General features: G+C 69.5%; 18 protein-coding genes. 7 read left to right on the top strand and 11 right to left on the bottom strand.

The genetic code is table 11. The features are described from left to right. The first annotated feature begins 205 nt into the window (after positions 1-205). Together U9J39_RS20040 and U9J39_RS20045 are read left to right on the top strand one after the other, a co-directional pair. Entirely contained in the window at positions 206-1,294 is a 1,089-nt protein-coding gene (locus U9J39_RS20040) for a porin (RefSeq protein WP_326347854.1), read from the top strand. Between the two features lie 32 nt (positions 1,295-1,326). Beyond that, positions 1,327-2,373 (top strand): MBL fold metallo-hydrolase, encoded by a 1,047-nt coding sequence (locus U9J39_RS20045; RefSeq protein ID WP_326347855.1) that lies wholly within the window; start codon positions 1,327-1,329, stop codon positions 2,371-2,373. 24 nt (positions 2,374-2,397) lie between these two features. Here U9J39_RS20045 and U9J39_RS20050 read toward each other — a convergent pair whose 3' ends face one another. The 3 genes from U9J39_RS20050 to U9J39_RS20060 are packed head-to-tail and all read right to left on the bottom strand — an operon-like array spanning position 2,398 to position 5,211. Further along, positions 2,398-3,387: a Bug family tripartite tricarboxylate transporter substrate binding protein gene (locus tag U9J39_RS20050; protein WP_115681843.1), complete on the bottom strand. Its 990-nt coding sequence runs from the start codon at positions 3,385-3,387 to the stop codon at positions 2,398-2,400. Positions 3,388-3,445: 58 nt separating this feature from the next. Beyond that, positions 3,446-4,426 (bottom strand): tripartite tricarboxylate transporter substrate binding protein, encoded by a 981-nt coding sequence (locus tag U9J39_RS20055; protein ID WP_326347856.1) that lies wholly within the window; start codon positions 4,424-4,426, stop codon positions 3,446-3,448. 35 nt (positions 4,427-4,461) lie between these two features. Next, entirely contained in the window at positions 4,462-5,211 is a 750-nt protein-coding gene (locus U9J39_RS20060; protein ID WP_326347857.1) for a GntR family transcriptional regulator, read from the bottom strand. Positions 5,212-5,317: 106 nt separating this feature from the next. Here U9J39_RS20060 and U9J39_RS20065 point away from each other — a divergent pair, with 106 nt between their 5' ends. Then, entirely contained in the window at positions 5,318-6,166 is an 849-nt protein-coding gene (locus U9J39_RS20065) for an amidohydrolase family protein (protein WP_326347858.1), read from the top strand. 28 nt (positions 6,167-6,194) lie between these two features. Here the strand turns inward: U9J39_RS20065 and U9J39_RS20070 are convergent, their stop codons facing one another. Continuing rightward, entirely contained in the window at positions 6,195-7,115 is a 921-nt protein-coding gene (locus U9J39_RS20070; protein WP_116313461.1) for a LysR family transcriptional regulator, read from the bottom strand. A 93-nt stretch (positions 7,116-7,208) separates the two neighbouring features. On the opposite strand from U9J39_RS20070, the gene U9J39_RS20075 reads away from it, so the two are divergent. Next, positions 7,209-8,222 carry a zinc-dependent alcohol dehydrogenase family protein gene (locus U9J39_RS20075; RefSeq protein ID WP_326347859.1) on the top strand — a complete coding sequence of 338 codons (1,014 nt, stop codon included), beginning with the start codon at positions 7,209-7,211 and terminating at the stop codon, positions 8,220-8,222. Positions 8,223-8,235: 13 nt separating this feature from the next. Here U9J39_RS20075 and U9J39_RS20080 read toward each other — a convergent pair whose 3' ends face one another. The 5 genes from U9J39_RS20080 to U9J39_RS20100 form a co-directional block, all read right to left on the bottom strand. Further along, positions 8,236-8,904 carry a DUF2894 domain-containing protein gene (locus tag U9J39_RS20080; RefSeq protein WP_326347860.1) on the bottom strand — a complete coding sequence of 223 codons (669 nt, stop codon included), beginning with the start codon at positions 8,902-8,904 and terminating at the stop codon, positions 8,236-8,238. Continuing rightward, complete coding sequence (locus U9J39_RS20085) at positions 8,897-9,544, bottom strand: OmpA family protein (protein WP_115681837.1); 648 nt, start codon at positions 9,542-9,544, stop codon at positions 8,897-8,899. The genes U9J39_RS20080 and U9J39_RS20085 overlap by 8 nt, the downstream gene beginning before the upstream one ends. Continuing rightward, positions 9,541-12,417, bottom strand: coding sequence for a DUF802 domain-containing protein (locus U9J39_RS20090; RefSeq protein ID WP_326347861.1), 2,877 nt, complete (start codon positions 12,415-12,417; stop codon positions 9,541-9,543). Before U9J39_RS20090 ends, U9J39_RS20085 begins: the two co-directional genes overlap by 4 nt. 10 nt (positions 12,418-12,427) lie before the next feature. Further along, positions 12,428-13,171, bottom strand: coding sequence for a DUF3348 domain-containing protein (locus U9J39_RS20095; protein WP_115712292.1), 744 nt, complete (start codon positions 13,169-13,171; stop codon positions 12,428-12,430). Positions 13,172-13,298: 127 nt separating this feature from the next. Beyond that, entirely contained in the window at positions 13,299-13,664 is a 366-nt protein-coding gene (locus tag U9J39_RS20100; RefSeq protein WP_116313465.1) for a glyoxalase superfamily protein, read from the bottom strand. Between the two features lie 131 nt (positions 13,665-13,795). Here U9J39_RS20100 and U9J39_RS20105 point away from each other — a divergent pair, with 131 nt between their 5' ends. The 3 genes from U9J39_RS20105 (at position 13,796) to U9J39_RS20115 (ending at position 17,075) form a co-directional block, all read left to right on the top strand. Next, the gene (locus tag U9J39_RS20105; protein WP_116313466.1) at positions 13,796-14,758 is read left to right on the top strand and encodes an aliphatic sulfonate ABC transporter substrate-binding protein; all 963 of its coding nucleotides are present in this window, start codon (positions 13,796-13,798) and stop codon (positions 14,756-14,758) included. A gap of 342 nt (positions 14,759-15,100) precedes the next feature. Continuing rightward, on the top strand, positions 15,101-15,562 hold the full coding sequence (locus U9J39_RS20110; protein ID WP_326347862.1) for a tripartite tricarboxylate transporter TctB family protein: 462 nt from the start codon (positions 15,101-15,103) through the stop codon (positions 15,560-15,562). 10 nt (positions 15,563-15,572) lie between these two features. Next, positions 15,573-17,075 (top strand): tripartite tricarboxylate transporter permease, encoded by a 1,503-nt coding sequence (locus tag U9J39_RS20115; protein ID WP_112774725.1) that lies wholly within the window; start codon positions 15,573-15,575, stop codon positions 17,073-17,075. A 125-nt stretch (positions 17,076-17,200) separates the two neighbouring features. On the opposite strand, the gene U9J39_RS20120 is transcribed toward U9J39_RS20115, so the two are convergent. Together U9J39_RS20120 and U9J39_RS20125 are read right to left on the bottom strand one after the other, a co-directional pair. Continuing rightward, positions 17,201-19,405 carry a phosphocholine-specific phospholipase C gene (locus U9J39_RS20120; RefSeq protein ID WP_326347863.1) on the bottom strand — a complete coding sequence of 735 codons (2,205 nt, stop codon included), beginning with the start codon at positions 19,403-19,405 and terminating at the stop codon, positions 17,201-17,203. Positions 19,406-19,491: 86 nt separating this feature from the next. Then, positions 19,492-19,707, bottom strand: coding sequence for a hypothetical protein (locus tag U9J39_RS20125; RefSeq protein ID WP_326347864.1), 216 nt, complete (start codon positions 19,705-19,707; stop codon positions 19,492-19,494). Between the last annotated feature and the right edge of the window lie 110 nt (positions 19,708-19,817).

Here is a 19,817-nt window from a genome sequence, read left to right on the forward strand (position 1 = left end):
TGTAGCGGGACCGGCGTGCGCGCCACCGATCCGCCTTCAGCCACATACCGCGTTTCCCCCGGTTGGTAGTTTCCCCACTCCGCCTGCGCTGCAGACAGCGATATGATTCGCGCCTGTTGGTTCAATAAAGAAACAGATGTTCAAATATGAACATGCACAGGTCGGGCAAATCCGCGGCAACTCGGCCCGGCCAGGAGGAGGCAACATGAAAATACGCATCGCGGCCGCACTGATCGCCGCCATGCCAATGGCGGCGGCGGCGCAGTCAGTGGCCCTCTACGGCGTCATCGATACGGGCGTGGAAATGCTGAACCACGTTGGCGCGGCGGGCAGTACCCTGGTGCGCCAGCCGTCGTTGGCGGCGACCGTGCCGTCGCGTTGGGGACTGCGCGGCACTGAGGACCTTGGCAACGGGCTGAAGAGCGTGTTCGTGCTCGAATCGGGGTTTGCGCCCGACTCCGGGGTGTCGAACCAGGGCGCGCGCCTGTTCGGGCGGCAGGCCTTCGTCGGGCTGAGCGGCCCGTGGGGACAGCTCGGGTTTGGGCGCCAGTACACCATGCTGTTCTGGGCCAGGCTCGATACCGACATCCTGACCTCCAATGTCTATGGCGTGGGCTCGATCGACAGCTATATCCCCAACACGCGCGCCGACAACGCGGTGTCGTACAAGGGCAAGTTCGGCGGCGTCACGGTCGGCGCGACGTACAGCCTGGGTCGCGATGCCGTCAATGCCGGCCCCGGACCGGCCGGCACCAACTGCGCGGGCGAGAATCCCGCGGATGCACGCGCCTGCCGCGAATGGTCGGCCATGCTGATGTACGAGACCGACTGGTGGGGCGTGAGCGCCGCCTACGATTCGCTGCGCGGCGGCCCCGGCGCCTTTGGCGGCCTGACCCGCAGCAGCCTGAAAGACGATCGCTTCTCGCTGGGCGGCTACCTGCTGCTGCAGCGGACCAAGCTGGGCCTGGGGCTGCTGTCGCGCAACAACCAGGCGAGCGCCACGCCGCGCAGCGATCTGTGGTTCGCGGGGGTGTCCCGTGACCTCACGCCCGCGTTCAACCTTGCCGGCGAAATCTATTACCTGAGCTACCGCCACAGCGCGAACGGAGCCTGGCTTGGCGCGATCCGCGGCACCTATGCGTTCTCGAAACGCACCTCCATCTATGCCACCGCAGGCTATATCGACAATCGCGGCCAGTCGGCGCTGTCGGTCAGCGGCGGCAGCCCCGGCGGCAATCCCGTACCCGGCGGCAACCAGGCCGGCGTCATGCTTGGCATCAAGCAGATCTTCTGAGCCGTTGCGGCATTCCTTCAAGAGGTAGAACGATGAAACCATCCCGCTTGCTGTCGGTGCTGACCGGCATCGTCATGACCTGCGCTGCGGCGCTCGCCGCCGCCGCGCCCGCCACGGCACCGGTGGCTACCGGTGCCGCAGCCGCTGCGACGGCCGCCCCCCACGCTGGCGGCGCCGAGGGCGCCGACCACTTCCGTGTGACGCTGCTGGGCACGGGCACGCCGGTGCCGTCGCCAGCTCGCGCCGGCTACAGCACGCTGGTGGAGGCCGGTGGCCAGAAACTGGTCTTCGATTTCGGCCGTAACGTATCGGTGCGCCTGTGGCAGCTGCGGATTCCGCTGGGCAGCGTCGATGCGCATTTCCTCACGCATTTCCATTCCGACCACCTGGTGGGCCTGCCCGACCTGTGGCTGACCGGCTGGCTGCGCCCGCCCTACGGCCGCCGCGACCGGCCCATGGCGCTGTACGGCCCGGCGGGCACGCGCGCGCTGGCGGACGGCCTGCGCCAGGCCTTTGCCGCCGATATTGCGATCCGCCACAAGGATGAAGGCAGCGCGCTGACCGGCATCACCATCGACGCGCACGACGTCGCCCCCGGCGTTGTCTACGAGAAGGACGGCGTGCGCGTGACCGCCTTCGAGAACGACCACGGCGACCACATCCGCCCGTCGTACGGCTACCGCATCGACTATCGCGGCCGTTCGGTGGTGCTGTCGGGCGATACCCGCTTCAGCCCCGCCGTGGTGGCGCAGGCCAGGAACGCGGACGTGCTGGTGCATTGCGTCACGCTGATCCCGGATGCGCTGCTCGCTTCCAACCCTGCGTACCGCGCCATCTACGACCACCTGTCCTCGCCCGAGGACGCCGCGCGCGTGTTCCAGGCCGCGGCGCCGAAACTGGCCGTGTTCAGCCACATCGGCCTGAACGGCGATGCCACCGTCGGGCAGATCGTCGAGCGGGTCCGCAAGACCTATGCCGGTGGATTGCTGGTTGGCGAAGACCTGACCCGCATGGAGATCGGCCTGGATGGCCGCACCGGGACCTCGGGCGGCATCGCGGTGTGGCAGGAAAAGCCATGAGCCGCCGGACGGCGTTGGCCGATATCAGTCCGGCTTGATTCCAGCCCGCGCAATGATAGGCCGCCAGCGCTGCTGCTCCTGCGCGATGAAGCGCGAGAATTCCGCCGGCGTGCCGCCCACCACAATGGCCGCGTCAGCGCTCAGGCGTTCCACCGAACTCTGGCTCTTCACGGCTTTCATGGTGGCGTCGGCCAGCTTGTCGGCGGCGGCCTGCGGCAGCGATGCCGGCGCCAGCAGGCCGTACCACTGCGTCATCTCGAAGCCGGGATAGCCTTGCTCGGCGACCGTGGGCACGTCGGGCAACTGTGCGATGCGCTGGGTCGTGCCGGTGGCGATGCAGCGCACCTTGCCGGCCTTGATGAACTGGAGAATAGCGGGCGCACCCACCGCGGCGGCGTCCAGCCGGCCGGACAGCAGGTCGGTGATCTGCGGGCCGCTGCCGCGGTATGGCACGTGGGTGATGAAGGTGCCGGTGGCAGCCTTCAGGTATTCGAAGGCCAGGTGGCCGGCGCTGCCGTTGCCGGCCGATCCATAGTTGAGCTTGCCGGGCTTGCTTTTGGCGAGCGCCACGAATTCCTTCAGGTTCTTCGCGGGTACGTCGGGATGGACCACGTACAGGCTTGGCACCTTGGACAGCAGCGAGATCGCGCGGAAGTCCTTGACCGGGTCATACGGCAGCTTCGGGAAGATAAAGGGATTGACCGCCAGCGTGCCGATATGGCCGAGGATCAGCGTGTGGTTGTCGTCGGCACGCGCGACTTCGCCCATCGCGATATTGCCGGCGGCGCCCGGCTTGTTCTCGACGAACACGGACACGCCGAGCAGTTTGGTCAGCTCCGCCGCGGTCGAACGCGCGACGATCTCGGAGCTGCCGCCCGGCGCGAACGGCACCACCAGCCGGACGGGCTTGGCCGGCCACGCCTGGGCGCGGGCGAGTGAGGGCGCCAGCGCGCACGCGCCCAGCGCGGCGCTGGCCTTGAGCAGTTGGCGGCGAATGGGATTGGCTGCGGTCATGCATGTCTCCTGGGATTGCGGTAGCCGGGCCGTTGCATGGCCGGGGCGATACGGGTGGTTATTCGGGTTTGATGTTGCCGTCGCGGATGACTTTGGCCCATTGCCGCGCCTGCGCGTCGATGAACTGGCGCGCTTGCGCCGGGGATGCTGCCACCACCTCGCCACCCAGCTCGGCCACGCGTTGCCGGATCTCGGCGCTGGTCATCACCTTCTGCAGTGCGTCGGCAAGTTTCGCGGCGATCGGCTCCGGGGTCGCGGCGGGGAGGAAGGCCGCGTTCCATTCATACACCTCGTAGCTGGCCACGCCGGCTTCCTGCATGGTCGGCACCGCGGGCAGCGCGGGGCTGCGCGACCGGCTGGTCACCGCCAGCGGCTTGAGCTTGCCGGCCTGGATGTGCTGCAGGCTCGAAGCCACGTTGGCAAAGAACAGCGGCACCTGTCCGGCAATGACGTCGGTCATGGCCGGGCCGCCGCCCTTGTAGGGCACGTGCAGCAAGTCGACGCCGGCGCGCTGCTCGAACAAGACCCCGGCCAGATGCTGTGCCGAGCCGTTGCCCGACGACACAAAGGCCACCGAGCCCGGCTTCTGCCTGGCCATGGCCACCACCTCGCTGACCTTGCCCGCCGGGAAGCCTGCCGTGGCGACCAGCACATTGGGATAGCGCGCCAGCACGCCGACCGGCCGGAACGCCTTGTCCGGATCGTAGGGCAGGCGCGGATAGAGGCTGGGATTCACGGCATAGGACGAGGCATCGACCATCAGCGTGTAGCCGTCGGGCGCGGCCTTGGCGACATAGGCCGCGCCGATCTGCCCGCCGGCACCCGGCCGGTTCTCGACCACCACGGTCTGCCCCAGCTCGCGCCCCAGGCCGGGCGCGATCAGCCGTGCCATCAGGTCGGCGCCGCCACCCGGCGGATAGGTCACCACGATGGTGATGGCGCGTGCCGGCCAGGCCGCGGCGTTGTCGGCGGCCTGCGCCGGCGTGCCGATGGCGATCAAGGCGGTGGCGGCGGCGGCGATCGCGTGGCGTGCATGCATGGGTCGGTCTCCTTGGCGACGGTCCATCACGGACCTCAGCGGACTTCGGCGGTATAGCGAAAGGCAAAGGCGTCGCCGCGTGTCAGCCGGTATTCGATGCAGTGGCCGGCCAGGTCAAAGGCGTGGCGCGTGACGACCGCGCAGGGATGCGCATCGGGCAGCGTCAGCAACGCGGCCTCGTCCGCCGCCAGCGTGCGGAAGGTCACCTCGTCCACGGCGCGATGGACCGTGACGCCGCAGGCGCTGCCCAGCAGCGGGTAGAGCAGGTCGCCCCACTGCGCTGGCGGCAGCTGCTGCAGGGCTTCGCAGCGCGGCAGCGGCAGCCAGATCGATTCCAGCAGCCGCGGCGTCTGTTCCAGCCAGCGGCGGCGCGAGATCGCCAGCCCGCGCGCGCCGCTGTCCAGCCCGAAACGCCCCGCCATGGCCTTGTCCAGCCGGACGGCGCGGCACGACAGGATTTCGGAGCGCGGCACCACGGGCGCGCCATCGGCGCCGCCGAAGCGAAAGAAGCGCATCAGGCTGGCGCCGCTCAGCCCCTTGCGCACGAAGGTGCCCTTGCCCTGCACGCGCTCGAGCAGGCCTTGCTGGACCAGCACGGCGATGGCCTGGCGGATGGTGCCCAGCGCGATGCCGAACTCCGTGGCCAGCGCCCCTTCGGCCGGAATGGCACTGCCCGGCGTCCAGGCGCCGGAAACGATCCTGTCCCGCAGTGCCGCCGCGATCTGGCCGTAACGGCTGAGCCCCGCGGTGGCGGTGGTGGTCTGGAGCGGTGCGTTGTCTGGCATGCCGGAGCCGTGCTAAATTGATTGAATGCTTATGTCCTCTAGAGGACTAGAATACTGACGCGGGTCTGGACGCCATATCCGGATATACCCGCCCCACGGAGGCTTGATGATGAGCAGGCGCGCTTTGCCGCTGGTGGATACCCATTTCCACGTCTTCGATACCGGCGTGGCCACGGCAGCGGCGCGTTACCGGCCGGCCTATGCCGCCGGGCTGCACGCCTGGCAGGCGGCGCTCGGCGGCCTGGGTGGCCAGGGCGACCTGTATGGGGTGGTGGTGCAGACCAGCTTTCTCGGCACCGACAACACCGCGCTGCTGGCCGCGCTGCAGGCGCTGCCCGGGCGCCTGCGCGGCGTGGCGGTGATCGACCCGACGATCACGGACGCGCAACTGGCGGCGTTCCAGGCCGCTGGCGTGCGCGGCATCCGCCTGAACCTGTACGGCGATCCGGATTGGCAACGCATTGCCACTGCGCCATGGCGCGCGCTGTTCCACAGGATCGCCGCGCTGGGCTGGCACGTCGAGCTCCATACCGGCAACGGGCAGGGCGCAGTGGTGCTGGCGCAGCTGGATGCGGCGCTTGGCGATGCGGGCGCGCCGGTCGTGCTTGACCACTTCGGCCGGCCCGGCACGGCAGGAGTCGCGGATCCCGTCTTCGACGCCGCCATGTCAGTGCGCGCGCGCCGCCAGCTGTGGGTGAAGATCAGCGCGCCCTACCGGCTGGCATCGCCGCACGACTGGCCCCGGCTTGCTCAGCGCTGGCGCGACATCGTCGGCGATGACCGCCTGCTGTGGGGCAGCGACTGGCCCTGGACCAATCACGAGGGGCCGCCGCGGCTGGACGAGTGCCGCACGCTTGCCGCGTGGCAAGGGCAGGGCGGTGACGGCGCGGCGTTGTCCGCGGCGCTGCGCTGGCGCAACGCCGCGGCGCTTTACGGGTTTGCCGTGGCGGCGTAGCGGTATCGCGGCGCCGCACGGCGGGCCTTCAATCCGGCGCCAGCACTGCCGGCAGCGCCGCCATCAGCAGGTCAATCGTCACCCGCAGCTTGTGCGGCAGGAAGCGGGTGCGCGGCCATACCAGGTGCAACGGCGTGCGGCTGACCGAGGCCTGCGGCAGCACGCGCGCCAGCGTGCCCTGCTGCAGCGGCGCGCGCACCAGCCACAGCGGCAGGCTGGCCACGCCGGCGCCGCGGATCGCGGCCATGGCCAGGGTATCGATGTCGTCGAAGGCGAGCCGATGTGACAGTTCCGGGCGCACCGGATTGCCGTCGGTATCGGCCAGCGACCAGGGTACGGGCTGGGTGCCGCGCAGGTAGACCAGGCACTGGTGCGACAGCAGTCCGGCAGTGGTGGCCGGCGTGCCATGGCGGCGCAGGTAGTCGGGCGCTGCGCACAGCACCATGGCCTGCGTGCCGAGCGGCCGTGCCACCAGCGTGTCGCTGTCCGGCAGGCGGCCGCTGCGGATCGCCAGGTCGATGCCGTCGTCGGCAAAGTCCACCAGCCGGTCGGTGAAATTGCCTTCCAGCCGCAGTTGCGGATGTCGCTCCGCCAGTTCCAGCAGCAGCGGCGCCACATGATGTCGGCCGAACACCACCGGCGCGCTCACGCGCACGCGGCCCGCGACGGCGCCGCGCCCGGCCTCCAGCATGTGCTGGGCGGCATCCAGCTCTTCCAGCGCCTGGGCGCAGCGCTCGTAGAACGCCTGGCCGTCATCGGTCAGCGCCAGGCTGCGCGTGGTGCGCACGAACAGCCGTGCACCGACGCGTGCCTCCAGCCTCGCGACGGCCTTGCCGATGGCCGAGCGCGTCAGGCCCAGGCGTGCCGCCGCCTGGGCAAAACTGCCGGCTTCCGCCGCGACCACGAAGGCCGTGATGCCGGCCAGCCGGTCATGGGTGATTGGTTCCATGGTGGCTACACAGGAAGGACTTCGATTGCCCAATGGATCTGATGGGGAATCAGTATAGTGGGCTCACCGTTTTTCACCCACAGGACCGCACCCATGACTTCCTCCATGCAACGCTGGCAACTTTCGGCATTCGGCCGCAACCACCTGCATCGCGTCGATGCGCCAATACCCACGCCGGGACATGGCGAAGTGCTGGTGCGGGTGCATGCGGTGGCCCTGAACTACCGCGACCTGCTGATCCTCCACGACGGCATGGGGATGCCGGTGCAGCCGCCGCTGGTGCCGGGGTCGGACATGCGCGGCGAAGTCGTGGCCATTGGCGATGGGGTTGCCGGCTTTGCCCCGGGCGATGCGGTGATCAGCACCTTCTTCACCGGCTGGCGCGATGGCGTGCAGCCGCGCCACAGCAAGCCGCTGGGCGTGCCGGGCCCCGGCATGCTGTCCGAATACGTGGTGCTGGCCGAGGACGCGCTGGTGGCGGCGCCGCGCACGCTCGACGCCGCGCAGGCCAGCACGCTGACCTGCGCCGGACTGACCGCATGGCAGGCGCTGGCCGAGGCCACGGTGACGCGGCCCGGCGATACCGTGGTGGTGATCGGCACCGGCGGCGTCGCCTTGTTCGCGGTGCAGATCGCCCGCGCCCAGGGCGCGCGCGTGATCGTGGTGTCGGGCAGCGACGACAAGCTGGCGCGCGCCCAGGCGCTGGGCGCGGCGCACGGCATCCATCGCGGCCGCACGCCCGACTGGCCCGCCGCGGTGCGCGAGCTGACCGGCGGCCAGGGCGCCGACCATGTGCTGGAACTGGCCGGCGGCGACAACTTCGGCCGCTCGCTGGCCGCGCTGGCGCAGGGCGGCCGGATCTCGGTGATCGGCAACCTGCAGGGCGACGAGCTGCGTGCCAACGTCTATCCGGTGCTGCATGGCCGCGTGACCGTGCAGGGGATCGGCGTGTCGCACCGGCGCGCATTGCAGGACCTGGTGCGCGCCGTCGACTGGCTGCAGCTGCGCCCCGTGGTCGAGCGCGCGTATGGCTTCGGCGAGCTGCCGGCGGCGCTCGATCACCTCGAGCGCGGCGCCTTCGGCAAGGTGGTGGTGCGGCTGGACTGAGGCGGCCGGGCCGCTACTTGCGGGCCTTCGCCCGCGTATTCTTCCTGGCGGCGGCGCGGGCCGCTTCCTTTTGCGCCGCGGCCGCCTCGTTCAACTGCTCCAGCCACGCCATGCCCTCGACATACGACAGGAAATGCCGCAGGTATTCCGGCGAGGTCTCGCGCATCAGCGACAGCGAGCGATGCACGAGATGGTCGGTATTGAGCGGCCCGGCGTTCTCCGGCACGCGTTCCAGCGACTCGCGGAACTGCTGCTCGACGCTGACCCGGGCCCAGGTCTCGCGGAAGTAGTCGGCGAGGGTGTCGACCAGCGGCGTATCCGCGCCTTGTGCCGGCGCCGGCAGCGCACGGACATCGTTTGAAGCCGTGGCGATGGCCGGCCTCGCGCGCGCGGTGAGGTCGTGGACCAGTGCGCCAAGGGCGCTTGCGGCTTGCACCGGCGCGGGCTGGCCAGTGGCTTCGCCGAAGTTGTCGGCGTTGCGCTGCAAGATGGCGGCGTATGCGGCGACCAGGCCCTGCAGGCGCGCCTCCAGCAACTGGCGCGCCGCGCCGCCGTGTCCGGCCGCGCGGACGGCCAGTGCCTGCATCAGCCGGAAGCGCACCGGGTCGGCACGATCGGCGCCGCTGGCTTGCCAGGCGTCCAGTTGCGCGCGGGCACCGGCCGCCGCGTCGAGCTCAGCCATGCGCCTTCACCGTGCCGGTGGTCACGCGTGGCACCGGCGAGATTTCCACGCGCCGGTTCTTTGCGCGGCCCGCCGCATCGGCATTCGGCGTGACCGGCTGCTGCGAGCCGAACGCGGCCGAGAACACCGACGAGGGCGGGATGCCGGCATCGATCAGCGTACGGGTCACGGTCAGGGCGCGCTGCGCCGACAGTTCCCAGTTGTCGGCAAAGCGCCGGTTGCCCTCGCGCACCTGCTGGTCGTCGGTAAAGCCGCTGACCATCAGGATCTCGTCGCGGCTGCGCAGGTAGGCCGACAGCGGCTGGGCCAGGCTCTTGAGCAGGTCGCGGCCTTCAGGTTGCAATTCGGCGGAATTCAGCGCGAACAGCACGCTGCCGCTGATGCCGATGCGCCCGTTCACCAGCGTCACGCGGCCGGCCGCGAGCGGCCCGGCCAGCGCCTTTTCCAGCGTCTGGCGGCGCTGGGCTTCTTCCTGCCGCTGCTTCACCTCGGCTTCGAGCCGCGCCGACAGCTCCATCTGCACGCCGATGACCCCCAGCAGCACCAGCACGAACGCGCCCAGCAGCACCGACATCAAGTCGCCGAAGACCGCCCAGGCCGGCACGGTGGGCTCAACGCCGGCGTCGAGTTCTTCTCTCATGCCGCCTCTGCGCTGGGCGCCTGCCGGGCTGCGTGCAGCTGCAGGTCTTCCAGGATCTGCTTCTGCGACAGCATGCTCAGGTCCACCACCTCGCGCGCCTGCGCCACGTAGTAGGCCAGTTGCTCGTCGCTGCGCGTCATCGACTTGTCCAGCGCGGCCTCGATGCGCTGCAGGTGGTCGATCAGCTTGCCGTTCGATTCGCTGAACATCTGCACCGCCACGCCGAAGGCTTCGCCCAGGCTGGCCACCTCGACCGCACTGCCGGTGACCTGCGCGGCGATGTCGGTAAGCTTGCCGGTCTCGGACTCCACCTTGTCGGTGAAGCGCGTGCCGATGCGCTCGAGCAGGTCGGCGGTGGTGGCGACCAGCGTATCCACCGCGGTGCGCTGTTCGGTGGAGGCGTGGTTGACGGCGTCAAGCAGCGTGCCCAGCGTTTCCATCATGCGGCTGCGTTCTTCCAGCATGGCGTGGTCGCGCGCCATGCCCTCGGTCAGCTTCTCGCGCAGCTGCGCAATGACCTCGGCGGCGGCGCGGGGCGCTTCGCTCGCGGCCTGCAGCAGGCGCGAGACTTCGGCGACGGTATCGGTGGCCTGGGCCTGGGCCTGTGCCGCCATGTCGCGCGCCGTGACGGCCAGCGTTTCGCAGATCTCTCGCTGGCGCGCGGTGGCGTGCGCGCTGGCCTGCTCCCATTCGCCGCGCAGCGCAGCCGCCATGGTGCCCAGCGATTCGGTCCAGGCGGCCAGGCGCTGCGCGTCCTGCGCCACCAGCTCCGCCTGCAGCGCGGTGGCGGCCTTCGGCGCCTCGGCCGCGGCCTGGACCAGGCGGTCGATCTCGGCGAGGGTGGTGGTGGCGTGCGCCTGGGTCTCGGTCGAGATCGCGCGCGCGGTCTGCGCCAGCGCCTCGCAGACTTCCTGCTGGCGCGCGGCGGCGTGCGTGCTGGACTGCTCCCATTGCTCGCGCAGCGTGGCGGCGATGCTGTGGAGGGTCTCGGTCCAGCCGGCGAAGCGCGCTGCATCGCGCTCGGCCAGTTCCGCCTGCAGCGCGACCGCGGCCTTCGGCGCTTCCGAGGCGGCCTGCACCAGGCGGTCGATTTCGGCGAGGGTGCGGCTGGCATGTGCCTGCGTCTGCGCGGAGATCTCTTGCACGTTCTGCGCAAGCGTCGCGCTGATTTCATCTTGGCGCGAAACCGTCTGCGCGTTCAGCTGCTGCCATTCCTGGCGCAGCGTTGCGGTGATGGTGCCAAGCGTATCGGTCCACGCGGCAAAGCGCGCTTCATCGCGCGACGCCAGTTCGGCCTGCAGCGCAACGGCGGTCTTCGGTGCTTCGGCGGCGGCCTGCACCAGGCGGTCGATCTCGGCCAGCGTGCTGCTGGCATGCGCCTGCGTCTGCGCCGAGACCTCGCGCACGTTCTGCGCCAGCGTGGCGCTGATTTCGTCGTGGCGGCTGACGGTGTGCGCGTTCAGCTGTTCCAGCTGCTGGCGTAGCGTGGCCGTCATGCCGCCGAGCGTGTCGGCCCAGGCCGACAGGCGCTGCGCGTCCTGCGCGGCCAGCTGGGCCTGCAGGCCGGCGTGCGAGGCGTCAACGCTGCGCACCAGCGCCGCGGCGTGCTCGCCAAACGTTGCCGCGGCGGCCGCCAGCGCCTGCTGGTTGTCGCCGGCCAGCTTTTCGCCGGCCTGCTGCTGTTGCGACAGCGCCTCGCGCCAGGCTTCGGCGGTGCTGGCCGCGACGGAGTCGAAGCGGCTGGCGACGCCGTCCAGCAAGCTGGCCGAACGTTGTTCGAAAGTTTGGCTGAAGCCATCGAGCGATGTGCGCAGGTCCGCCGCCAGCGCCTCGCTGGTGCGCTGATGGCCGGCTAGGGCCTGGTTCCAGGTATCGGCGACACCGGCGGTGGCGCGCTCGAACCGGCTCGAAACACCGTCCAGATGCTGTTGCACCGCCTGCGTGACGGTGTCGCGCAGCGCCGTGGTCTCGCGCGCCAGGCCGGCCATGGTCGCGTCCACCGCGGGCTGGATCGCGGCACCGGCGGCGCGGGCGCTGTCGGCAATGCTGTCCTTCAGCGATTGCTCCACCGATGACGCCAGGCGCGCATAGACCGCCTCGGTCTTGCCGTGGAAGGCGTCCTGACTGGCCACCAGCCGCTCGGCCAGGGTCTCGTGCTGTTGCGCCATGGCGCGCATCATGGCCTGCATCTGCTCGGCCAGCGCCGGCATCACTTCGGCCTGGCGCTGCAGCAGCTGCAAGGCCTGGTCGCGCTGATGGCCGCGCGAATAGCTGCGCAGCGTGGTGGCGATGCGGGCGTCGAGCGCCTGCGCGGCCTGGATGCGCTCGCGCCGGCACAGCGCGGACAGCAGGCCCAGCATGGCCGAGGTGGCCACGCCCGCGACCGAGGTGCCGAAGGCAAAGCCCAGCCCCTTGACCGGCGCCGCCAGCGAAGCGCGGATCGCCTGCAGGTCGGTGGCGCCTTCCAGCGCGATGCCGGTGCCGCGCAAGGTGGCCACCATGCCGAGGAACGTGCCGAGCATGCCCAGCAGCACCAGCAGCCCGACCAGGTACGGCGTCAGCGCAGGGCCGGGCAGGCCGACGCGTTCGCCTTCGACGCGCAGCCGCACGCTGTCGCGCAGGCTGGGGTGCAGGCGTTCCAGCCAGCCACCCAGGCTGGCCGGCGCTTCGGCCAGTCCGGCCAGCGCCTGCGCCAGCGTGGCGGTGGCCTGGCGGTAGCGCAGCAGTTCGAGCGCGCCGCCCACGTAGAAGCCGCCGATCAGCAGGGTGACGACCAGCGCCAGGAAATTGGTGCCGGCATAGCCCGCGCCAATCCAGCAGACGACCGCCAGGCCCGCCAGGAACGCAACAATATGAGATAGGTATCGGGTCATGATGTCCGGGTTAGCTGTCTTGCAGCGCCGCCAGCAGGCCTTCGACGGGCTGCCAGCGGATCTCGAGTTCGGCGAGCAGCACGCTCTGCATATCCTTGCGGAACACGCCCAGCCATGCGCCGGCGCGGACCGCCGCGGGTTGTCCTTGTGCCTGGGCCTGCGCCTCCAGTGCCGCGGCTTCGGCCTGGCGCAGGCGCTGGAAGTGCGCCTCCAGCAGGCTCGGCACCGCGCCCAGCAGGCTTTGCTCGCGCGCGCCGAGCACGCGCTCCATCACCGCGTCGACCATGGCCAGCTTGGCCATGGCCGGCGTACCGGCCGACAGCGCCGCCCGCAGGCCGCCGCGCAGGCTGCCGATGCTGGTCTCCATGGTCTGCTGCAACGTCAGGTAGCGCTGACGATGCACCGCGTAGTCGACCTGCGCATCGACCGGGTCCGGCAGCGCCGACGGTCTCGCCGGACCGCGGCGCCGGCCGGCCGGCGCGGCGTCTTCGGCGATGGCGTCGGCCAGCCGGGCGCGCACACGCGCGCATTGCTGCGCTTCGGTGCCGCCGCCGCCACTTGCCGGGGGCGGCATCGCCGGCACTTGGGCCTTCAGCGCCGACGACAGCGCGATCGCATCCGCCCAGCCGAGCCATTGGCTCAGCTGGCTGGAAAGCGAGCTAGCAGGGGCGGGGGCGTCGGCGTCAGCCAGGCGGGCCAGCAGGCGGACCAGCGTGGGTCCGCTCAAGCCTGTGCGCCGGGGCACTTGTAACATTCCGCTGGATTCGAAAAATGCAGCAGTTTACACGCCCCGGGCAGAGGCGCGGCCGGCGGGGGCGGTGGAGGATGGCGGGAAGTCCGCTCCGGACCCGCGCTGATCCGCCAGCATGGGAAGTCGTGGCCTAATCCTCGGCCACCTGGCAGAACCGCAGCCGGTTCCCGAACGGATCGGCCACCTGCAGCATCCGCCCCCAGCCCACATCCTCCACACCGGGCTTCGCGTACGGATAGTCCTTGGCGTGCAGCTCCCGGTGCAGCGCATCGATATCCTCCACCGGCACGAACACGGTCGACCCCGGCGTGGCATCGCCATGGTGCTCGCTCAGATGCAGCGTCAGGCCGCTGCGCCTGACCTGCGCGTAAAGCGGCAACCCGTCTTCGAAGCGATGCTCCCAGTCGAGCGTGAAGCCGAGGAAATCGAGGTAGAACTCCATGGCCTTGTCGACCGAGAAGATGCGGAGGATGGGAATGCCGGCCGACAGGTTCATGGTGTCTGGGTGCGGGAGTGGCGCGGAATCCTGGATGATAGCCGCCGCATAAGCATTGGCAACAATCTTCGTTGGCTCGGCCCGGTTCCGCGACTAAGCTGGCGCTCCGATTTGCCTCCTGGAGCACCGCCATGACCCCGACCCACAATTCCCGTCGCCGCCGGCTTCTGGCCGCGGCGGCTGCAGCCGCTGCGCTGCCTGGGGTCAGCCTGGGGCAGGGCCTGACGACATTGCGCATCGGCTATCAGAAGTCATCCACGCTGATGATCCTGCTGAAATCGCGGCAGACGCTGGAAAAGGCGCTGGCGCAAAAAGGCGTGGCGGTGCAGTGGTATGAGTTCACCTCCGGCCTGCCGCTGCTGGAGGCGCTCAACCTCGGCAACATCGACCTCAGCGCCGACGTGGCCGATGCGGTGCCGCCGTTCGCGCTGGCCGCGGGTGCGTCGCTCACGTATTACGCGACCGAGACCCCTTCGCCGCAGGCGCAGGCGATCGTGGTGCGCGCCGATTCGCCGATCCGCGAGGTGGCCCAGCTCAAGGGCCAGCGCGTGGCGTTTGCCAAGGGCGCCGGCGCGCACTACCTGGTGCTCGAGGCGCTGGCGCGCGCCGGGCTGTCGATCCGCGACATCGAGCCGGCCTACCTCAGCCCGGCCGATGCGCGCGCGGCGTTCGAGCGCGGCAGCGTGGCGGCGTGGGTGATCTGGGACCCGTTCCTGGCCGCGGTGCAGCGCCAGTCCAATGCGCGCGTGCTGCGCGACGGCGAAGGGCTGTCGAGCTATCGCCGCTTCTACCTGGCGGCGACGCCGTTCGCGCGCACGCATGCCGAAGTGCTGGAGGTGGTGTTCGACGCGCTGCGCGACGCGGGCGACTGGGTCAAGCGCAATCCCGCCGAGGCCGCGCGCTGGCACGCGCCGCTGATCGGCCTGGATGCCGCCACGGTGGAGGCCGCCAACGCGCGCCGCAGCTATGCCGTGCGCACCGTCGACGCGGCCGCGCTGGCCGAGCAGCAGCGCATTGCCGACGCCTTTGCCGCGCAAGGCATCCTGCCGCGCAAGGTGGCGGTGTCGGCCTCGCCGGTCTGGCGCAAGGCGTAGGCCGCGGCGCGCCAGCGCAGGCCGGGCATCCGCTGTCCAGCAGGGCGCAGCCAGCGCCCTGTAGGTCCTGAACCGCATCTCATCGTCCGGCTGCAGGCCGAGCCTGCACGCGTGCCCGGCACGCCGACTTTCGCGCCCCACCTCCACCACCGCACGCTATTGCGGGCGCCAGCGCCAAGCCAGCCGCCATGGCCAACCCGCGCACTGAACCTGCGACCGATTCGTAGGGAATAACCCTTGCCGGCCGAAAAATATATCACAACATGATGTATTGTTCGGGACTCCCGAAGCCGACGCCGCCTGTTGGTGTCGTCGCGTCGTCCCCCGCTTCAAGGAGCCTGCATGCGCATACGCAAGCAAACCGACTTTTGTTCCGGCCTGATGTTCATCATCCTTGGCCTCAGCTTTTCCTTCGTTGCCCGCGGCTATTCGATGGGCACCGCCGCCAGGATGGGGCCGGGCTATTTCCCGTTCTGGCTTGGCATCGTGCTGGCGCTGCTGGGCGCCGTGGTCGCGGCCGGATCGTTGTCGCACAAGAGCGATGAAGATCGCATGGCACGCTGGGACATCAAGACGCTGCTGTGGATCCTGGGCTCGGTGGTGCTGTTCGGGCTGGTGCTCAAGCCACTCGGGATGGTGCTGTCGGTGCTGGCGCTGGTGCTGGTGTCGTCGATGGCCAGCCATGAGTTCACCTGGAAGGGCGCCATCCTCAACGCCGCGGTCCTGTTGCTGATCAGCACCGTGGCCTTTGTCTACGGCATCAACCTGCAGATGCCGGTGTGGCCGGCCGCTTTCGTCAACTAGGGGATATCGGATGGAGTTGCTGAGTCATCTTGCGCTGGGGTTTTCCACCGCGCTGTCGCTGCAGAACCTGGCCTATGCCTTCCTGGGCTGCGTGCTCGGCACGCTGATCGGGGTGCTGCCGGGCCTGGGGCCGCTGGCCACCATCGCCATGCTGCTGCCGATCACCTACACGCTGCCGCCGGTGGCCGCGCTGATCATGCTGGCCGGCATCTATTACGGTGCCCAGTACGGCGGCTCGACCACCGCCATCCTGGTGAACCTGCCCGGTGAATCGTCGGCGGTAGTGACCACGCTGGACGGCTACCAGATGGCGCGGCGCGGGCGCGCCGGGGTGGCGCTGGCCACCGCGGGACTGGGCTCGTTCTTCGCCGGCAGCGTGGCCACGCTGATCCTGGCCGCGTTTGCCACGCCGCTGTCGGAACTGGCGTTCAAGTTCGGCCCCGCCGAGTATTTCTCGCTGATGGTGCTGGGCCTGATCGGCGCGGTGGTGCTGGCCTCGGGTTCGCTGGTCAAGGCAGTGGCGATGATCGTGCTGGGACTGTTGCTGGGGCTGGTTGGCACCGATGTGAACTCGGGCGCCGCGCGCTTCTCGTTCGACGTGCCGGAGCTGACCGACGGCATCAGCATTACCGCGCTGGCAATGGGGCTGTTCGGCTTTGCCGAGATCATCGCCAACCTGGAGCAGAAGGAACATCGCGAGACCTTCACCGACCGCGTCACCAACCTGTTCCCGACGCGGGAAGATTTCAGGCGCATGATCCCGGCGGTGCTGCGCGGCACCGCGCTGGGTTCGTCGCTGGGCATCCTGCCGGGCGGCGGCGCCTCGCTGGCTTCGTTCGCGGCGTACTCGCTGGAGAAGAAGGCGTCGAAATACCCGGAAGAATTCGGCAAGGGCGCGATCGAAGGCGTGGCCGGTCCGGAATCGGCCAACAACGCCGCGGCGCAGACCTCGTTCATCCCGCTGCTGACGCTGGGCATTCCACCCAACGCGGTGATGGCGCTGATGGTGGGGGCGATGACGATCCACAACATCCAGCCCGGCCCGCAGGTCATGAGCAGCAATCCCGCGCTGTTCTGGGGCCTGATCGCGTCGATGTGGATCGGCAACCTGATGCTGGTGGTGCTGAACCTGCCGCTGATCGGCGTGTGGGTGAAGCTGCTGACGGTGCCCTACCGCTTCCTGTACCCGGCCATCCTGGTGTTCTGCAGCATCGGCGTCTACTCGGTCAACAACACGGTGTTCGACGTCTTTGCCGCGGCCAGCTGCGGCCTGATCGGCTATGTCTTCCACAAGCTGCGCTGCGAGCCGGCGCCGCTGCTGCTGGGCTTCGTGCTGGGGCCGATGATGGAAGAGAACTTCCGCCGCACCTTGCTGCTGTCGCGCGGCGATTTCTCGGTCTTTACCACGCGTCCGCTGTCGCTGGGCCTGCTGGTGGCCGCGGCGGCGCTGGTGGCGGTGGTGGCGCTGCCATCGATCAAGGCCAAGCGCGAAGAGGCGTTCCAGGAGGAATAACGGGGGAGCGGGGCAAGGCATTCTCGAGCATCGAGAACGACGGGCTGTTTCGTTCCTTGCGGACGAAACAGCCCTGGCCTTGCGCATGCAGGGCGTCTGCGCGCCGCGCCTCTTGCCGCAGGCGATCAGATCACGCCCATGGCCGGATCGCTGACCGTATCCTCGCCGGTCTCCATGCGTCCGGCAAAGCGGCGCGCAAACGCCGGGCTGGCCTCGCAAGTCACGACGAAGTCGTACCAGTTGCCGCTTTCGGCCACCGGCCATTCCAGCGTTTCGACCTTGCCCCGCCTGACCCGCTGCGTCCACGGGCCGTCGTCGCGATAGGCCAGCGCCTTGATGGTGAAGGTCACGTCGGCATCGCCGTCGTTATGCAGCTTGACCTGGATCGTCGGCTTCCTGCACGGGTTGTAGCAGACCTGGATTTCGGCGGAGCTGGTAGCCGCCTCGCCGACATCGCCGGTGAAGGCGCGGTGATAGCCGTTGGGGCCCAGCACCCACAGGTCGTACTTGCCGCCGTCGGCATTGACGTCCCACACGTCGTCCAGCGCCTTGCCGGCCTCGACCACGTAGCGGCGCGGAATGCGGTCCAGGTGCAGCTTGTCGTAGACATGGAACACCGCGCCCGCCTGGTGCGCGCTGTCGTTGGCGAACAGCAGGCGCACGGTGCGGGCGGCGGCATCGACGCGCGCGCTGGTGTGCAGCTCATACGGCAGCTTGCGCGACGGGCGCACGCCGTTGGCCTGCGCCGGCAGCGCCGGCGTGACGGGCACCGGGATGGCGGGCTGCGTCTGCTGCCAGGCGGTCAGGCTGGTGGCGTCGGCGCGCGTGGTGCGCCCCGCCAGCACGGGCAGCGTCTCGGTGTTGGGCGTGGCGAAGTTGAAGGCGCTGGTCAGGTCGCCGCAGACCGCGCGGCGGTAGGCGCTGATCTGCGGCTCCATCACGCCGAAGCGCGCTTCCAGGAAGCGCAGCACCGAGGTATGGTCGAACACCTCGGAGTTGACCCAGCCGCCGCGGCTCCACGGCGACACCACCCACAGCGGCACGCGCGGCCCTGGCCCGAAGGGCTTGCCGTCCTGCGGCGGCTGCCTGGGCGTGGCGGGCGGGAAGTTGAAGTACTCGAAGGCCATCTGCGCATCGTCGAGGGTCGACTTGCCGGCCAGCGTGCCGTCCGGGTTGCGCGACGGCGCGCTCGGCGGCGGGCTGTGGTCGAAGAAGCCGTCGTTCTCGTCGAAGTTGATCAGCAGCACGGTCTTGCTCCAGACCTCGGGCGATGCCGTCAGCGCATCGAGGATGGACTGCACGTACCAGCCGCCCTTGGCCGGGCTGGACGGGCCGGGGTGCTCGCTGAACTCTGCCGGCGGGATAATCCACGATACCTCCGGCAGCCGGCCGTTGACCACGTCGTCGCGCAGCGACTGCAGGAAGCCGCCGTCGGGCATGGTGTTGCAGAAGCCCTTGGCCAGCTCGCTGTACTGGTCGTCGATATCCGGGTTGTAGGGCGGATTGACGCCCGCGCCCGCGGTGTTGGACAACCTGCGCCCTTCCGGCATCTTCTCCATCTCGGCGCGCCAGTGCCGGAAGCTCATCATCTGGTTGCAGCCATAGTTGTCCGGCACGTTCTGGTAGACCTTCCAGCTCACGCCCGCGTCCTGCAGGCGGTCGGCGTAGGTCTTCCAGGTCCAGCCTTCGGTGGACGGGCCCACGTCGGCGCCGGCGTTGAACTCATTGATCATCACCGCGACGTTGTCGCCGGTGGGGCCGTTGCTGCCGGTCCAGTAGAACAGGCGGTTGGGGATGGTGCCGGTGTGCATCGCGCAGTGGTAAGCGTCGCACAGCGTGAAGGCGTCGGCCAGCGCGCGCTGGAACGGGATCTCGGCGTAGTCGTAGTAGCCCATCGACAGCGCCTTCTTGGCCACCGGCCAGCGGTCCATGCGGCCGTGGTCCCAGGCGGCCTGCGCATCGGGCCAGGTGTGCGGCGTGCCGCCGGCGCGCTGCGCGTTGCCCTGGGTTTCGTCGAGGTGGTAGGGCGTCAGCGTATTGCCGTTGGCATCGGTCTGGTAGAACGCGGTCTTGCCGTTCGGCAGCGGGATGGCAAAGCGGTCGCCGTAGCCGCGCACGCCCTTGAACGTGCCGAAGTAATTGTCGAACGAGCGGTTTTCCAGCATCACCATCACGACGTGCTTGACGTCCTGGATGGTGCCGGTGGCGTTGTTGGCCTCGATCGCGAGGGCGCGGCGGATGCTGGGCGGAAAGCTGGCCAGCATCGCGGCGGCGGCGCCGGTGCCGAGGCTGGTCTTGAGGAACTGTCGCTTGGACGGATTGAAGGTCATGGCGTGGGTGGGGTCGTTCTGTCGCTGGATCGGAATGCGGCCCGCGTCAGGGGCAAATCAGAGGGCAAATCAGGGGCCACATCGGGTCAGGGCGCGCAACGCGTGCTGCAACTGCCAGGCTTGCCGGTGTGGCCGGGCTTGCCGGCCGTGTCCGGCGCGTTGCCGTTGGCGGCGGGCTGGTGGGTGCCGCCTCCCGCGCCGGGAGCGTCATCGCCGCCGCAGGCGGCAAGCATCAATGCCAGGGTCAGGGTGCCGGCCGCCAGCCATGGCCGGGCGGAATGCGACAGCAGGGTGGGTCTCATTGGTGCAGGGCCTTTTCTTCTGGTTGAGGAAGAGAACGATGGCCGCGCCCGCTGCGCCGACAGACGGCTGCACGCATCGGACTTCCGCCGGGGCGGATGACAAGCGCGGA

This window comes from Cupriavidus sp. SS-3 (assembly GCF_035818815.1).
GTDB lineage: Bacteria > Pseudomonadota > Gammaproteobacteria > Burkholderiales > Burkholderiaceae > Cupriavidus > Cupriavidus taiwanensis_C.

Coding starts and splice junctions, on each gene's coding strand:
- U9J39_RS20040 (WP_326347854.1), top strand. CDS start 206: ATGAAAATACGCATCGCGGCCGCACTGATCGCCGCCATGCCAATGGCG.
- U9J39_RS20045 (WP_326347855.1), top strand. CDS start 1,327: ATGAAACCATCCCGCTTGCTGTCGGTGCTGACCGGCATCGTCATGACC.
- U9J39_RS20050 (WP_115681843.1), bottom strand. CDS start 3,387: ATGACCGCAGCCAATCCCATTCGCCGCCAACTGCTCAAGGCCAGCGCC.
- U9J39_RS20055 (WP_326347856.1), bottom strand. CDS start 4,426: ATGCATGCACGCCACGCGATCGCCGCCGCCGCCACCGCCTTGATCGCC.
- U9J39_RS20060 (WP_326347857.1), bottom strand. CDS start 5,211: ATGCCAGACAACGCACCGCTCCAGACCACCACCGCCACCGCGGGGCTC.
- U9J39_RS20065 (WP_326347858.1), top strand. CDS start 5,318: ATGATGAGCAGGCGCGCTTTGCCGCTGGTGGATACCCATTTCCACGTC.
- U9J39_RS20070 (WP_116313461.1), bottom strand. CDS start 7,115: ATGGAACCAATCACCCATGACCGGCTGGCCGGCATCACGGCCTTCGTG.
- U9J39_RS20075 (WP_326347859.1), top strand. CDS start 7,209: ATGACTTCCTCCATGCAACGCTGGCAACTTTCGGCATTCGGCCGCAAC.
- U9J39_RS20080 (WP_326347860.1), bottom strand. CDS start 8,904: ATGGCTGAGCTCGACGCGGCGGCCGGTGCCCGCGCGCAACTGGACGCC.
- U9J39_RS20085 (WP_115681837.1), bottom strand. CDS start 9,544: ATGAGAGAAGAACTCGACGCCGGCGTTGAGCCCACCGTGCCGGCCTGG.
- U9J39_RS20090 (WP_326347861.1), bottom strand. CDS start 12,417: ATGACCCGATACCTATCTCATATTGTTGCGTTCCTGGCGGGCCTGGCG.
- U9J39_RS20095 (WP_115712292.1), bottom strand. CDS start 13,171: ATGTTACAAGTGCCCCGGCGCACAGGCTTGAGCGGACCCACGCTGGTC.
- U9J39_RS20100 (WP_116313465.1), bottom strand. CDS start 13,664: ATGAACCTGTCGGCCGGCATTCCCATCCTCCGCATCTTCTCGGTCGAC.
- U9J39_RS20105 (WP_116313466.1), top strand. CDS start 13,796: ATGACCCCGACCCACAATTCCCGTCGCCGCCGGCTTCTGGCCGCGGCG.
- U9J39_RS20110 (WP_326347862.1), top strand. CDS start 15,101: ATGCGCATACGCAAGCAAACCGACTTTTGTTCCGGCCTGATGTTCATC.
- U9J39_RS20115 (WP_112774725.1), top strand. CDS start 15,573: ATGGAGTTGCTGAGTCATCTTGCGCTGGGGTTTTCCACCGCGCTGTCG.
- U9J39_RS20120 (WP_326347863.1), bottom strand. CDS start 19,405: ATGACCTTCAATCCGTCCAAGCGACAGTTCCTCAAGACCAGCCTCGGC.
- U9J39_RS20125 (WP_326347864.1), bottom strand. CDS start 19,707: ATGAGACCCACCCTGCTGTCGCATTCCGCCCGGCCATGGCTGGCGGCC.